We start from the raw sequence: 15,797 nt of genomic DNA on the forward strand, positions 1-15,797 counted from the left end.
GAGACATGAGCACACCCATACTGATCGTCGATGACGATCCAAAAATACTCGAAGTGGTCGGGGTATCGCTGGAGCGCCGCGGCTACGACGTGCGCACCGCGCGCAGCGGCCGCGAGGCACTGCGGCGGGCCGCGGAGACGCCACCGGACCTGGTCATCCTGGACCTTGGCCTGCCCGATATGAACGGCATGCAGGTGCTGGCGCGCGTGCGCGAGGGCGGCAATCCGCCGGTGCTGTTCCTCTCCGCCGAGACCGACGTGGGCGTGCGCCTGGAGGCGCTGAGCCGTGGCGCCGAGGACTTCCTGGTCAAGCCCATCTCCCTGGAGGAACTCCACGCCAAGATTACAGGCTGTCTCAAGCGCCACGCGCGCCTGCGCTCGCTGGGAGAACGCAACCAGGTGCTCGAAGCGGAATTGGAAAAGGGCGCGGAGAAGGCGGCGCGGGAATTCAAGCGCCACCTGCTCTCCATGCGCACGTTGCTGTCCATGTCCCACGACCTCAACCGGGCCATGCAATCCGACGAGCTGGTCAAGGTGGCGTCACTGACGCTGCTGGGCGAGTTGAAGGTGTCGAGCATGGCGCTGTTCGGGGTGGAGCGCGAGAACGCCCCGGACTTTCGCCTGCTGGGCGTGAAGGGCTTCGATGCAAAGCGCTTCGACGGCATGACCGTGGCGCGAACCTCGCCGTTCACGGAAATGCTCGCCCAGGAGACGCACGCGGTGCGCATCGCCCGCAATTCCGACCAGCGCTGGGTGAAGAATCTGCCCGACCTGCGCCTGGCGGTGTTCGAATACGCCACGCCCATCATGGTGCGCGGAAAGATGAAGGGCGTGATCTTCACCGGACCCAAGCTGACCGGTGACGATTACAGCGAGTACGAGCTGGACATCATTACCATCATCGCCAACTCGGTGGGCATCGGCATGCAGAACGCCAGCCTGATCACGCAGCTGCAGACCACCTATGTCTCCACGCTGCGCTCGCTGATTTCCATCATCGAGGCCAAGGATCCCTACACCAAGGGGCACACCGAGCGCGTGGCGTCATACTCGGTGGCGTTGGCCACGCGCATGGGCCTCACCGGCGGCGACATCAAGCGCATCATGTTCGCGGCCCTCATGCACGACATCGGCAAGATGGGCGTGCTGGACGAGATCGTCAACAAGCCGGGCGCGCTCACCGAGGCGGAATGGGAACTGATGCGCGCGCACCCGGTGGTGGGCGCGGGCATCGTGGAGAAGATGGAGTTCCTCACCGGCACCGCCGACATCGTGCGCCACCACCACGAGAGCTGGAACGGCAAGGGCTACCCGGACGGGCTGCGCGGCGAGGACATCCCGCTGGGTGCGCGCATCGTCACGGTGGCCGACAGCTTCGACGCCATGACCACCGACCGCCCCTACCGCAAGGCGCTCACCTTCGACGAGGCCATCGAGCGCCTAGAAGGATCCGCCGGCGTGCAGTTCGACGCCGAGCTGGTGAAGGTGTTCGTGAAGTATATCCGCGAGAAAGAGCGCGCCGAAGCGGCGGTGTGCGAAGACTGATTCTGTCAACGCGGTTGAAGATTGACGGCCCGTTCGTCAACCGCGTTCACACCTCGCCGATGGCGCGGCGCCGGGTTTCAGGCTCCGTGTCATCTTCTTCCCTCCCGTAACCTTACACACGGCAATCGATTGACGGCGACGTTGCGTTCGTCGCAGCGCTCGTGCAGTTTATGGCACCGCGCTTGCCATAGACCGAGGCATCCATGACCGGCCTCGACACGGAGCAACGGCGGCGCGTGTGGTTGCGGTGAGAGAAGGGTGAGTCGCCGTTGCTCCGGCGCGGGCCACTGCGTGACAGGGAAGAGGGAGCGGGGGTGCGGCGGAAACGGGAGGAGTCGTCGCGCTCAGCGGGCCCGATTCGACCAAGCGAGCCTTTGCCCCGGCGATGAGCCGGATCCGAGCGTGTGCAGCCAGCCCGCGAGTCTGGGCGTGCAACACGAGTACCCCACTCGGGGCTGACGCCGGGGACAGAGTTTCGCAAGGCCGGCTCGACGCCCGTCGCTCCCTCTTTCTTCTTACGTCCGGCCCGCGGCCGGACGCAAGTATCTACCGGCTTGTCGCCATTCCGTCTCTACGCTTATAGTCGGGGTCTCGAAGCCAACCGATCCCCATCAGCAAGGATTTCACCCATGTCCACCCAGCGCATCACGGAAAGCGACGTCCTCAAAAAGACCCTCCCCAATGGCCTCACCGTCCTCGTCAAGGAGGACCACGCGGCACCCATCGTGGCGGTGAACATGTGGTTCGGGGTGGGGTCGGTGCACGAGAGCGAGGAGATGAACGGTCTCGCCCACTTCCAGGAGCACATGGTCTTCAAGGGGACGAAGAAGTACGGCGTGGGCGACATCGGGCGCATCGTCAAGTCCGCGGGCGGCAACCTCAACGCCGGCACCAGCTACTCCTACACCATGTACTACGTGGTGCTGCCCTCGGCGAAGTTCGACACGGCGCTCGAGGTGCAGGCAGACGCCATGATGAACTCCACCTTCGACCCCGAGGAGTTCAAGAAGGAACGCCTGGTGGTGATCGACGAGGCGCGCATGTACGACGATCGCCCCGAGTCCTTCACCTTCTATCGCACCATGGAGCTGGGTTTCGAGCGGCACACCTACCGCCGGCCCATCGCGGGCTACCAGCCCATCGTGGAGAAGATCACGCGCGACCAGCTGCTCGACTTCTACAACAACTACTACCGTCCCCGGAACGGCCGCCTGGTGATCGTGGGCGACATCGACCCCGAGGTGGCATTCCGGCGCGCGGAGGCGGTGTACGGGGGCTGGAAGGACGGTGCTGTGGCCATCAACGAGCCGCCGGCGGAGCCGCCGCAGCGGACCTTCCGCTACATGGCCTACGGTGGCCCCATGGACCACGCCTACCTGGGCGCGGGCTTCCACGTGCCCAGCATCCTGCACGAGGACTACCCGGCGCTGCAGATGCTGGCCGAGCTGTTGAGCAGCGGGCGCAGCTCGCGCCTCTACCGGCGCGTGCGCGAGGAGAAGCAACTGGTAACATCGGTGAACGCCGACATGCTGGCCGAGAAATGGCCGGGGTTCTTTCTGATCGCGGCCTCGATGCCCCCGACGCGCTGGGATCCGGCGTGCGCGGCCATCTTCCAGGAGATCGAGCGCTTCAAGCACGAGCCCACACCGGAGCGCGAGCTGGAAAAGGCGCGCCGCCAGGTGGAACGCGGCATGTTCAAGGAACTGGAGACGATGGAGGGACAGGCGTCCAACATCGGCTACTACGAACTGCTGGGCGACCACCGCCTGGCCGACGAGCACCGCGAGGCCATCAAGAAGGTCACCGCAGAGCAGGTGATGGCGGTGGCGAAGAAGTACTTCCACCCCGACAACCTCTCGCTGGTGAGTTACCAGCCGCGTGAAATCACCTCGCCCGGCGACCACCTGGTGGAGAAGATGGTGCGGGGCACGCTGTCCAGCGAGGGGGGCATCAAGAAGATTCCGGTGGACGCGATCTCAACTGCCCGCGCGACGCGCGAACATGGAAAGCGCTCGGGACAGACCACCGCGGGCAAGCCCGCGGTGGTGGAACAGTTTTCCCTCGCCAACGGTGTGCGCGTGCTCCTGAAGCCGCGCCCCAACGTGCCGCTGGTGTCCATGCTCACCGTGTTTCCGGGCGGCGGGCGCTTTGAGCCGGCGGGCAAGGCCGGGCTCGGGCTCCTGACCCACCGCATGCTCACCAAGGGCAGCGCGCGCTTCAGCGCGGAAGACATCGCGGCCGGCATCGAGGGCCTCGGCGGCGGCATCGAAAGCTATTCGTCGTTCGACACCGGTGGCGTGTCGGTGGGCGTGTTGTCCGAGTATGCCGAGGACGCCATCGACATCTACCGCGACGTGCTGCGCGAGCCGAAGTTCGACTCCATCCGTGTCGCGCAGGAAAAAACGCGCCTGCTCGAGGAACTCAAGCGCCGCCACGACAACCCGGTGCCGTACGCCATGGACAAGCTGTTCCGCTACATGTTCGGCCGTCATCCGTACGCGCACCCGTTCCTGGGCGACCCGTCCGAGCTGGAGGGGATCGCGCCGGAGGAATGCGGCGCGTGGTACCGCGGACTGCTGGCGCCCGAGCAGGTGGTGCTCTGCATGGTGGGGGACCTGTCCACGGAACGCGCGCGCGCCATCGCGGAGAAGCTGCTGGGGGACCTCACGCCGCACCCCGCGCCCGCGCCACACCCCGCGCCGGCCGCGCCGGTGCGCCCGGGTGAACACGTCAAGCGCCGCGCGGGCATCAAGCAGGCGGTGACCTTCGTGGGCTTCCCCGCGCCGGCCATGATGACACCCGCGTCGTGGGCGCTCGAGGTCTTGAACGGCGTGCTCACCGGCCTGGGCGGGCGGCTGTTCGTCGAGCTGCGCGACAAGCGCTCGCTGGGCTACATGACCGGCTCCGCGTACAACTCGCTCCTGCAGGGCGGCATCTTCTTCGGCTACGCCAACCCGGGTGCCGAGGGCGTGGACGAGGCGGTGCGGGTGATCCTGCACGAGCTGGAGAAGGTGGCGAAGGAAGCGGTGAGCGACGAGGAGCTGTCGCGCGCCAAGGAGTGGCTCATCGGGTCGCATGTAATGGAGCTGCAGCGCAACGGCGCGCAGGCGGGCGCCTACGGCGCCTACGAGGCGCTGGGCTACGGCTGGGAAGCGGTGGACCGCGTGCCGGACGACATCCGTGCCGTCACCAAAGACGACATCGTGGCGGCCGCGCGCGCAACCTTTGTAAGGGAGAACGCCGTGATCGTCCGCATGCTGCCCGCCGACTGAGCGCGTCTCCCAACTACGCCGATTCCGCCGCCGCGCGCGGCTTGGCTGCCGCGCCGAAGCTCGTGTACAGCGCGTTGCGCAGCGTGGAGATGTCCACCTTGCGGTAGAGCTTGCCCGACTCCGCGTAGGCAATGCCACCCGTCTCCTCGGACACGATCACCACGATGGCGTCGGTTTCCTCGGACAGACCCAGTGCCGCGCGGTGGCGCGTGCCCAGCGCCTGCGCGAGGCGTTCGTCCTGCGACAGGGGCAGGATGCAGCCCGCCGCCACCAGGCGGTCGCTCTGGATGATCACGGCACCGTCGTGCAGCGGTCCCGGGCGCGTGAAGATGGTTTCGATGAGTTCGGCGCTCACCCGCCCGTCGACCGGCGTGCCCGTCTCCAGGTAGTTCTTGAGCCCCATGTCCTTCTCGAAGACGATCAGCGCGCCCGTCTTCTTCACGGAAAGCTCCTGCACCGCCTTGCACACCTCGGGAATCACGCCGCTCTCGCGCATGCGCACGAAGCGCGACAGCCAGCGGTTCTGGCCCAGCATGGAGAGCGCGCGCCGCAGCTCGGGCTGAAAGATGATCACGAAGGCAATCACCCACACCGTGCGCAGGCTGGAGATGAGCCAGTTGACCGCCAGCAGGTTCATCCACTGCGCGATCACCGACAGCACGAACAGCACGATGAGCCCGAAGAACATGTGCACGGCGCGCGTGCCCTGCATGAGCGAGAACACCCGGTAGAGCAGGAACGTGACGATGAGGACATCGAGCACGTCGAGGATGAGTTCGAAGGGGATGCCCTGCATGGCCTAGCGTGGGGGGCGGTGCGGGCCGGGGTTGTCGATGGCGTCCAGCACGCGGAACAGCCCCGCGGTCTCGGCCACGTCGTGCACGCGCACCATTTCCACGCCGCGCTCGCGGCACAGGGCCGCCACGGCGAGGCTGCCGGGGAGGCGCGCGTCGGGTGCCGCACCGCCCAGCAGCGTTCCCAGGAAGGATTTGCGCGACGCACCCACGAGCACGGGATAGCCCAGCGCGCGCAGCGCGTCAATCCTTTTCAGGATTTCGAGGTTGTCGATGAGGCGCTTGCCGAAGCCGAGGCCGGGGTCGAGCACGATGCGCGACGACTCGATGCCGGCCGTCTCCAGCGCCGCCGCGCGCAGCGCGAGGAAGTCGGCGATCTCCTGCGGCGCGTCGTTGTACGCCGGCTCCTGCTGCATGTTCTCCGGCTCTCCCAGCATGTGCATCAGGATCACCGGAATGTCAGGATGGTCGCGCAGCACGTCCACCATGGTGCTGTCGCGGGTGGCGTTGACGTCGTTGAGCAGGGTGGCGCCGGCGTCGAGCACCGCGGCCGCCACCTCCGGGTGGCGCGTGTCGATGGATACCGGCGCCGGCAGCGGCGGGCGGCCCTCGCCCCCGCGCACCAGCGTCTCCACCACCGGCAGCACGCGGGCCAGTTCTTCGGTGACCGAGATGGCAGACGCGCCCGGCCGCGTGGACTCGCCGCCCACGTCCACCAGGTCCGCCCCCGCAGCCACCATGGCGTGCGCGTGCGCCACCGCCGCGCGGTGAGACACGAACTTGCCGCCGTCGGAGAACGAGTCGGGGGTGACGTTGAGAATGCCCATGATGAGCGGGCTCCCACCGAAGGTGAGCGTGCGTGGGCCGCAGCGGAGGGAGCGGGGGTGGGTGGTGCTCATCAGGATCAAAACGCGAACGGCGCCCGCGGCGCCGTTCGACGGGGAAGGCTACGTGCTCGGGCCGGGCTCCACGATGGGCGGCAGCCCCGGCATCTGCTTCTTGCGATCCGTCTCGGCGGGCTTTGCCGCCGGCTTCTCCTCGGCCGGCGCCGCGTGCAGGCGCTCCGGGTCCATCGGGGCCAGCGTGCCGCCCTCGAGGAGGGTCTGGATTTCCGCGGCGTCCAGCGTTTCGCGCTCCAGCAAGGCGTTGGCCATGCGGTGCAGGATGTCGATGCGCTCCTCGAGGATCACGCGCGCGCGCTCGTACTGCTCGTCGACGATGCGCTTGACCTCTTCGTCGATCTCCTGCGAGGTCTTCTCGCTGTAGTGCGTGTTCTGCACGATGTCGCGCCCAAGGAACACCTGCTCGTCGCGATCACCGAAGGCAATGGGCCCCAGCTTCTCGCTCATGCCCCAGTGCATCACCATGCGGCGGGCGAGCTTCGAAACCATCTGGATGTCCGACGACGCGCCGCTGCCCATGCGCTTGAGTATCAACTCCTCCGCCACGCGGCCGCCCAGGGCCTGGGTGATGGTGTCGAGGCACCACGCCTTGGAGTACTCGGAGCGGTCGTCCTCGGGCAGGAAGAAGGTGAGGCCGCCGGCCGCACCGCGTGGGATGATGGTCACCTTGTGCACCGGGTCGGAGTATTTCAGTGCCGCGCCCACCACGGCGTGGCCGGCCTCGTGGTACGCGGTGAGGCGCTTGGTCTCTTCCTTGACCACGCGGCTCCTGCGTTCGGGGCCCAGGTAGATCTTGTCCTTGGCGTCTTCCAGGACGTCCATGGTGACCTTGGTCATGCCCTTGCGCGCCGCCAGCAGCGCCGCCTCGTTGATCACGTTGGCGAGGTCCGCGCCGCTCATGCCGGGTGTGGCGCGGGCCAGCACGGCCAGGTTGACGTCTTCGGCCAGCGGGGTCTTGCGCGAATGAACGCGCAGGATGCCTTCACGCCCGCGGACATCGGGCAGGTCCACCACGATGCGGCGGTCGAAGCGGCCGGGGCGCATGAGTGCGGGGTCGAGCACGTCGGCGCGGTTGGTGGCCGCGATGAGAATGACGCCCTCGTTGGACTCGAAGCCATCCATCTCCACCAGCAGCTGGTTGAGCGTCTGTTCGCGCTCGTCGTGGCCGCCGCCCAGGCCGGCGCCGCGATGGCGGCCGACCGCGTCGATCTCGTCGATGAAGAGGATGCACGGCGCGTGCTTCTTGCCGGTCTCGAACAGGTCGCGCACGCGCGACGCGCCAACGCCCACGAACATCTCCACAAAATCCGAACCGCTCATGGAGAAGAAGGGCACGTTGGCTTCGCCGGCCACGGCGCGCGCCAGCAGCGTCTTGCCGGTGCCGGGCTGGCCCAGCAGCAGCGCACCCTTGGGGATGCGACCGCCGAGCTTCTGGAACTTCTTGGGTTCGCGCAGGAACTCGATGATCTCATGCAGCTCTTCCTTGGCCTCGTCGCAGCCGGCCACGTCGTTGAAGGTCACCCGCGGCCGGTCGCCGCCGAACATGCGCGCGCGGCTCTTGCCAAAACTGAACGCGCGGTTACCGCCCGCCTGCATCTGGCGCATGATGAGCAGCCACAAACCAATAATGAGCAGCAGCGGCAGCCCGGACGTGAGCACCTTGACCCACATGCTGCCGCCGGGAACCTGTCCCTCCACCATGGCGTCGGGGTTGCGGTCGAGGATGCGCTGCGGGAGATCCTTGTCTTCCACCGGCAGCGCCAGCGTAAACTGCTCCACCTTGACCTCGCGGGTGCGCTCGCGGTCGGTGGTGTTGGGAATGGGAACCAGGGTGGGCGTGGTGAGTTCGCCACGCACCTCGAGTCCCTTGAAGGTAATCTTCTTGATGTTGCCGGAGTCTACCTGCGAGAGGAACTCGGAGTACGAGATACGGTACTGGGGCGTCTTGCCCATCTCGAACATCTGGAAGGCGACGAGCAGGACGATGACCAGCAGCACCCAGAACACCATGGCCTTGAACGGCCTGGTGGGCCGTCCCGCGGGGGGACGGGGGGTGAGCGGCGTGCGTCCGCCAGGACGCTTATCCGAGTCTCGTTGATCCGACATGAGGTACGACCCGATGTTCAGGAACCGGCAGGCCGGTCATAGCCGGCCACAAAGGGTAAGTTACGATAATTCTCGTCGTAGTCCAGCCCGTAACCGACGACGAAAACGTCCGGGATCTCGCGGCCGAGATAGCGGACGGGAATCCCGGCCGGTTGCGGGAGCCGTTTGCGCAGGAGGGCGCAGATTTCGAGGCTCGCCGGATTCCGTAACTTCAACATATTCACAATATAAGCCAGAGTTGTGCCAGTGTCTATGACATCCTCCACCAGCAGCACATCGCGCCCGGCGATGTCGATATCGAGGTCCGCCACAATCCGGACCACCCCGCTGGACTGCATGCCCCCATTATACGACGACACCCGCAAAAATTCGATGTGATGGGGAATGGTGAGGTGCCGGATGAGGTCGGCCAGAAACACAACCCCGCCCTTGAGCAAGCTGATGAGCACGGGGTGGCGGTCGCTGTAATCGAGCGAAATGGCCCGGCCCAGGCCGCCCACGATGTCCGAGATCTCGGCTGACGACAGAAGCACGGGGCCCGGAGAGGGATGGTCGGGGCGGTTCACGCGGGTCCTCCCGGGGATGCGGATTCGGCGGTGATGTGGATCAGCGGCATGCCGTCGCCGGAAACGCGGGTGGACTCGGATGCCACCACGCCGGGCACCCACACGATCTCGCCGCCGCTCTCGATGACGACGGCGCGCGCGCGATCGCGATGCGGGATCTTCTTGTCGATGAAGATGTCGCTGAGCTTCTTGCTGCCACTCATGCCGAAGGGCCGAATGCGGTCGCCGGGACGGGGCGAACGAACCGTCAGTTGTCTGACCGGAAGTGAGGCTTGTTCTCCGCTCAGGCACTTCGCGCGCGATGGTTGAAAGCGCGCCTCGTGAAATCGCGTCGAACAAGCCTCACTCCCGGCCAGCTCGTCCGCTCGAAGTGCCCTCACAATCCAACCATTCAATTCGACGGCGCCCGGAACCGAAAGCGGTGCGGCACGCAGTTCCTCGTTCACTTCGACACCGCGCACGCGCCACACGAGGGCGTCGTGGTCGCGGCGGACGGAAACACCGGGCAGATCAACGGAGGCACCCACGCGTTCGGCGCGCGCGAGCGCGCGCACGTGCCCGTAGTGAACGGCGGTTACACCCGCCAGGCACCCGATGCGCTCCAGAACATCGCCGAGGAGGATCGCCACCTCGCTCTCATCCAACCCGGCGAACGCATCCACGGGCAGCACCCACGCGCCGTTGTCGCGGCAGAGCCGCCCCAGACGGACGTCCGTCACCAGGCGCGCCGCGCGAAGCGCCTCTTCCGCGCCGCGCGACGTGCGCAACAGCGCGTCGTCGATAGTCGGGAAGGCGCGGCGCAGCGCGGGAAGTGTGTCGTGGCGCACGGCGTTGCGCGCAAAGCGGCGGTCGTCGTTACTGGGGTCGGTGACGAATGCAATGCCGTGCCGCGCGCAGTAGTCGAGCGTGTCGGCGCGCGCAACGTCCAGTAGCGGACGCACCAGACTATCGCGCTCGCGCGCAATGCCGGCCAGGCCGCGCGCGCCCGCGCCGCGCAGGATGCGCATGAGCACCGTCTCCACCTGGTCGGAGCGCGTGTGCGCGGTGGCGATCCAATTGCACGATTCGCGCGCGGCGGCGTCGCGCAAGAATTCGTAGCGCGCCTCGCGCGCCGCGGTCTCCATGGAGACACGCGCGCTGCGCGCGCGCGCGGGGACGTCGCCCGCCCCCGCCACCACGCGGATGCCGTGCGCGTCCGCAAGGGCGCGCACCGTGTCGATGTCGCGCGCGCTGTCCCTGCGGATGCGATGGTCGAAGTGCGCCGCCACCACGCGCGCCCCGCCGCGTGCCGCGTGATCCGCGGCCGCCGCGAGCAGCGCCATGGAGTCCGCACCGCCCGACACCGCCACCAGCACACGCCCCCCGGCCGCAAAGGCCGGCGTGCGCGCCAGGGCATGGTCGATGGGGTGGGAGGAAAGCATGGCCTCAAGCATAGCGCACCAGGAGCGTCGGACAACCCGAAAGGGAAAGGAAAGTGGTGGCGGAGCAGGGATTCGAACCCCGGACACGCGGATTATGATTCCGCTGCTCTAACCAACTGAGCTACTCCGCCCACCCTGAACAGACTTGTATTTGAAGCAGTTACGAGGTAAGCTGGCCCTCGATCGCCCTCGCGAACCACCGGGCTACACGGTTCGCAGGCAGTTCTCGGAGGACGGGTACACGGTTCGCCAGGGAGGACAACACCATGCAGCCAACAAGGCTCACCGAAGCATTCATCCGGCAACTCGCGTACGAAGACAAACCCGTCGTCGTCCGGGACACCATCGTAAAGGGACTGATGGTCGCCGTCAATAAGCACTCTAAGTCCTATAAGGTCCAGCGGGACCTGTGGGTCGGCCAGCGCGGCCGCCGGCGCAAGACCAAGACCGTCCGGCATACCCTCGGGACCACCCTGGAGCTCACCTTGGACGACGCCCGTACGCGCGCCATGGAGGTCATCACGCAGATCAAGCGGGGGGTGGACCCCAACGCCTCGGACGTCGAGCCAGGGGCGGAAACGTGGACCGTGGAGCGCATGTTCGAGGAGTACATGGCCGACCTGCGGGCGCGCGAGTGCGCGGACCGTACCATCTCGGACGTCCGGGTTCAGATGAACCGGTACCTGGCGGACTGGAAGCCCATTCCGATCTCGGACGTGACGCGCTCAATGGCCCGTGAGAAGCACCGCCATATCTCGGAGCGTCATGGCAAGGCGGTGGCGAACAGCTCACTCCGCCTGTTCAAGGCGGGGTACAATCTCGCGATGCGCGTTGTGGACGACCCCGACGCCTTGCCCGACAACCCCGTCAAGGCCGTCACGTTCAACAAGGTCCGCTCCAGCAACCGCGTCCTGATGCCCGAGGACTTGCCCGAGTGGTGGGCGAAGGTTCAGGCGCTTCCGAACCCGCTGCGACGCGTCATGCACACGCTCGGGCTCTTCAGCGGGCTCCGGCCCGGGACGCTCGTGTCGCTCCGTCGTGAGTGGCTCCACCTGGACGAGCACGCAATCTCGATTCCGCGGATGAAGTCAGGCGAGCCCTTCGACCTGCCGCTCTCGAACTACATGGTCGGGCTCGTGCAGCAGGCACTGGAACTGGGCGACATGCTGTACCCCGGCTCTGAGTGGCTTTTCCCGACTCGCAACGTGCGCGGTAAGATCATCGCGACAGCGGTCTGGCGGGAGAAGACGCTGCCCAGCGAAACCGGGCACATCCTGCGCCACACCTACCGCACGATCGCGCAGCGCGTGGGCCTCGACAAGATCGACGCCCGCATGCTGCTGGACCACAAGGTGGTCGGCATCGACCGCGTGTACGTCCACGAAAAGGCGCTTTTCGATCGGCTGCTAGCCTCGCAGGAGACGATGACGGCGGCAGTGCTGGAACTCATTCATGAGGATGGTCGCGTGGGCGATTCAGTTAGTGCGTATGACCGATAGCGACACCAAGAAACCTGCCGCAACTGACAGCGTCCCACAGCGGCAGAAGGTTCAGTGGATGCACTTCAAAGAAGCGGGCTACAGCTTTTTCTTCCCCATGAGCGTCAGCCCGTCGCGGAGCACAAGGAGGCGGCGCATTCGCGGTATCTCATCAACTTCGTGGACAATTTCATCTGGTTCTGCTCATGACTCCATCCTCTCACGGAATGGAGCCTCCGACAATCCCGGGGCGGTTCAGTCCATCTTCGGCGCAGGCAGTCGGATATTCTGACGGTTCTTCGGGACTTTTTGGTTGACAGGGCATCTCGTGTGAAACACACTTGTCTTCGCAGCCGGGGAGTTTCAAATCATTGTGGCAACGGGGAGGAGACCATCTCTTGGATCTCGCGAGGTGCCGCAACCAGCCGCATACCATTTCCTGCGTACCGCCAGAGTTGGCGGCGCGTTGTTCGACCAGTTCGGAGCGTCGATCTGAGCGTTCCCACTTGGTTGGCAGAGTTAGCTTGAGGCGAAGCATCGCCGCCATTCCGCAACTTCTGCTTTTTCCAGCCATTTTTGTTCTCATTTCCATGTTGTTCTGGGATGCGCCTTCGCATGCTGCAGAGATCGGGCGAATCGTGGATCGTGTTGAGGTTGGCGTTGGCTCTGTGGGTGGCGTAGGCCAGGTTTCTACTTTCAACGTGCAGAATGCAGAACATGTTACTGCATTCGATGCAGTAGCGCTCAGACTGGTAGTATGCGGTCCAGAGGTAGTTTGGCGAATATTTCCTCTTGTTATGACGACTTGGGGAGCGGGAAATCCGTTCTTGAATATCTCAAGTGCCGATGGCGCCCACATGGAAATCGATGAGTTGATTGTGGGGGGGGGTGTCGGTCTGACGACAGGAATTGGTTCCGCCACATTCGTTCTCACCGTTGGCGCAGCATACGTTCGAGAGAGCGTGAGTGCTGACTATACAGCGTGGTTTGGCGAGAGCGCGTCGTTCGTCCATGACGGCGCCGGCGCAATTCTGGGTGGTGCACTTCGCTTTCCGTTTGTTTCATTCGCCGACGTATTCGTCCAATACGAAGTCACCGTGCGGAAGCAATACGAGACTTATGGGACATTCGCGCTGAACCGGGTCTATTCTTTCACCTCGTCCCATGCTCTGGACAGCGCGACTATCGGGATTAGTATTCCTCTCTCTCGGTCGGACCACGATGCGGAGTAGTTCCAGAACACGTCAGCGATAGCATGTCTGGGGGGATACAGTGTTCCATCCGCTCTGTTTGAAAAAGTTCGACTGCGCCTTTCTCGCAAGCATCGTGTGTCTGCTTGGCGCCATCGCGTGTAGCGTTGATGTTGTCCCCCCACCAGACGACTGTGCTGCAAACCCAGCGTTTGTTCTGTGGGTGGAGGCAAACGTTCAAGACGGAGTCACGACTGACTGGACCTCATATGTGAGACTGTAAGCTTTTCTGTGTAACTGGCCTTGGACTACACTCTATCAAGGAGGAAGGACCATGGCCAAGCCAGATCCCACCGACAAGTTCATCGACGACCTCATCCGGGGCAAGAAGCCCGAAGAGATCTTAGGCGACGAGGGCGTCCTCAAGCAACTGACCAGGCGGCTCGTCGAACGCGCGCTCGAAGGCGAGATGACGCATCATCTTGGCTACGAGCCTCACGCGCCCGAGGGCAAGAACACCGGCAACTCGCGCAACGGCAAGACGACCAAGACCGTGATCGGCGAGAGCGGCGAGCTGGAGATCACGGTTCGCCGCGACCGCAACGCTGAGTTCGAGCCCAAGCTCATCGGCAAACGCCAGCGCCGGCTCCCCGGCTTCGACGACAAGGTGATCGCGCTCTACGCGCGCGGCATGACGACCCGGGAGATCCAGGGGCATCTGGAGGAGCTTTACGGCGTCGAGGTGTCTCCGCAGCTGATCTCGGCGGTGACGGACTCAGTGATGGACGATGTGGCGACGTGGCAGAGCCGGCCACTCGATCCGGTCTACCCGATCGTGTACTTGGACGCGCTTCACGTGAAGATGCGCCACGAGGGCCGCGTGCAGAGCCAGGCGGTGTATCTCGCGCTCGGAATCACGCTTGAGGGGCGCAAGGAACTTTTGGGGCTCTGGATCGGCGAGAACGAAGGGGCGAAGTTCTGGCTCTCGGTGATGACGGACCTCAAGAACCGCGGCGTTCGGGACATCCTGATTGCGTGCGTCGACGGCTTGAAGGGCTTCCCGGACGCAATCGAGACCCTGTACCCGAAGACGCAGGTCCAGCTGTGCGTGATCCACATGGTGCGCCACTCGCTCAAGTACGTGGGATGGAAGGATCGCAAGGCGGTCGCGGCTGACCTGCGCACGGTCTACACGGCCCCGACCGCTCAAGCGGCCGAAGAAGCGCTCGACGCGTTCGAGGCGAAGTGGGCGCCGCGCTTTCCGTCGATTGTGAAGAGCTGGCGGACAAACTGGGTGAACCTGATCCCGTTCTTCGATTACCCGCCGGAGATCCGCAAGGTGATCTATACTACCAACGCCATCGAGTCGATCCAGGCGAGTCTTCGGAAGATGACGCGGCAGCGGGGCGCGTTTCCAAACCAGGACAGCGTTCGCAAGGTGATCTACCTGGCGCTGTCGCGGATCTCGAGAAAGTGGAAGCGGCCGGTCCTTGACTGGGTCGCAGCCTTGAATCACTTCAGCGTGGTGTTTGAGGGAAGAATCTAAGCAGCAGGAGAAGATGGGTCAGTTACACAGAAATCTTGACACTCTCGCTGTTGGGCTGACCCTCCATGCGGTGGTTGCTGCGAGGAGAAGCCGAAGGATGACGGCATCCCTTACCAGGCCTTTCTCCCGGTGTTCCTCCGCAGCACGATCTGGCCGGCGCTCCGCGTCGTGGTTGTGTAGATCGCCGCAAGAGAGGGGGGATGGTCATGCATGCATTAATCATAATCGTCGCGTTCGCTCTGGCGAGCGGCGGTGATGTGGCCGAGTTAGCCGCACAAGCGCAGTCCCTGTCGGTTTCTGCCGAAACGAAGGCGTCGGTCCCCGAGGTGTACCTGTACGGCAACTCAATACCCGGACCATACAAGGTTGACCTTGTCGGAGCGACCGTCCAGATCAACGGAATCCAGGTCTTTCCACCGCTCGTGGACCCCGGCCCCCCGCCACCGGAACCGACGCCTGAAGTGGTTGAGCGACATGCGTTCAGTCAGCAAGGCTGGGCGCTTCGGCGGCAGATGGAAGCGGAGGGAAAGTGCTGTCGGGAGCTCGCGGACGCGCTGGCGGATTTTTATCGCGCGCGCACCGACCTCGTTGCGGAGGTCTCGGGAGTGACGGACCACAGCTTCTGGGTGAGGTGGACGGATGGGACGGAGAGCGAAACCCTTATTTCGCCTTCCGAACGATCGCAGACGCCGGAGGACAAGGCGCGTGGCCGTTGGAAACTCGTTCAGGAACTGCTCGAGAAGGGATGCATCATCATTATTTCGTCGTCCGGCGGTGTCACGGTTCCGCCGAACGACGCACAGCGACTCGAGGAGCTGCGTGCGGAGATCGCGCGCGCCCGCCGTACGCCGATCGACGTGTTCGGAACCGAAGCGACCCATTACACCGACGGGCGATGGGAAGGGAAGCACCTGCCGGCGGATATCGCTCGAGAGTTCGCCCGCCCGCGAAAGTTGAGCACCCAACAGGAGGACTGAA

General features: G+C 65.0%; 11 protein-coding genes and 1 tRNA gene. 6 read left to right on the forward strand and 6 right to left on the reverse strand.

The features are described from left to right. Positions 1-5 precede the first annotated feature (5 nt). Positions 6-1,544: a response regulator gene (locus OEX18_09780; GenBank protein MDH4337548.1), complete on the forward strand. Its 1,539-nt coding sequence runs from the start codon at positions 6-8 to the stop codon at positions 1,542-1,544. A 629-nt stretch (positions 1,545-2,173) separates the two neighbouring features. Further along, positions 2,174-4,816: an insulinase family protein gene (locus tag OEX18_09785; GenBank protein ID MDH4337549.1), complete on the forward strand. Its 2,643-nt coding sequence runs from the start codon at positions 2,174-2,176 to the stop codon at positions 4,814-4,816. A 13-nt stretch (positions 4,817-4,829) separates the two neighbouring features. Here OEX18_09785 and cdaA read toward each other — a convergent pair whose 3' ends face one another. From cdaA to OEX18_09815, 6 genes are all read right to left on the reverse strand, one after another. After that, positions 4,830-5,612, reverse strand: coding sequence for a diadenylate cyclase CdaA (cdaA, locus tag OEX18_09790; GenBank protein MDH4337550.1), 783 nt, complete (start codon positions 5,610-5,612; stop codon positions 4,830-4,832). A gap of 3 nt (positions 5,613-5,615) precedes the next feature. Further along, on the reverse strand, positions 5,616-6,509 hold the full coding sequence (gene folP, locus OEX18_09795) for a dihydropteroate synthase (GenBank protein ID MDH4337551.1): 894 nt from the start codon (positions 6,507-6,509) through the stop codon (positions 5,616-5,618). Positions 6,510-6,557: 48 nt separating this feature from the next. Further along, complete coding sequence (ftsH, locus tag OEX18_09800) at positions 6,558-8,618, reverse strand: ATP-dependent zinc metalloprotease FtsH (GenBank protein ID MDH4337552.1); 2,061 nt, start codon at positions 8,616-8,618, stop codon at positions 6,558-6,560. A gap of 17 nt (positions 8,619-8,635) precedes the next feature. After that, positions 8,636-9,184, reverse strand: a complete 549-nt coding sequence (gene hpt, locus OEX18_09805; protein ID MDH4337553.1) for a hypoxanthine phosphoribosyltransferase — start codon at positions 9,182-9,184, stop codon at positions 8,636-8,638. Then, positions 9,181-10,605 carry a tRNA lysidine(34) synthetase TilS gene (gene tilS, locus OEX18_09810; protein ID MDH4337554.1) on the reverse strand — a complete coding sequence of 475 codons (1,425 nt, stop codon included), beginning with the start codon at positions 10,603-10,605 and terminating at the stop codon, positions 9,181-9,183. Before tilS ends, hpt begins: the two co-directional genes overlap by 4 nt. Before the next feature lie 54 nt (positions 10,606-10,659). After that, positions 10,660-10,736: transfer RNA gene (locus OEX18_09815), tRNA-Met, on the reverse strand. Positions 10,737-10,871: 135 nt separating this feature from the next. Between OEX18_09815 and OEX18_09820 the strand changes: the two genes are divergently transcribed. From OEX18_09820 to OEX18_09835, 4 genes are all read left to right on the forward strand, one after another. Continuing rightward, the gene (locus OEX18_09820; GenBank protein ID MDH4337555.1) at positions 10,872-12,104 is read left to right on the forward strand and encodes a tyrosine-type recombinase/integrase; all 1,233 of its coding nucleotides are present in this window, start codon (positions 10,872-10,874) and stop codon (positions 12,102-12,104) included. A gap of 503 nt (positions 12,105-12,607) precedes the next feature. Beyond that, complete coding sequence (locus tag OEX18_09825; protein MDH4337556.1) at positions 12,608-13,315, forward strand: hypothetical protein; 708 nt, start codon at positions 12,608-12,610, stop codon at positions 13,313-13,315. 292 nt (positions 13,316-13,607) lie between these two features. Beyond that, the gene (locus OEX18_09830; protein ID MDH4337557.1) at positions 13,608-14,819 is read left to right on the forward strand and encodes an IS256 family transposase; all 1,212 of its coding nucleotides are present in this window, start codon (positions 13,608-13,610) and stop codon (positions 14,817-14,819) included. Between the two features lie 206 nt (positions 14,820-15,025). Beyond that, positions 15,026-15,796, forward strand: coding sequence for a hypothetical protein (locus OEX18_09835; protein MDH4337558.1), 771 nt, complete (start codon positions 15,026-15,028; stop codon positions 15,794-15,796). Position 15,797: the final 1 nt, after the last annotated feature.

The organism is Candidatus Krumholzibacteriia bacterium, assembly GCA_029865265.1.
GTDB lineage: Bacteria > Krumholzibacteriota > Krumholzibacteriia > WVZY01 > JAKEHA01 > JAKEHA01.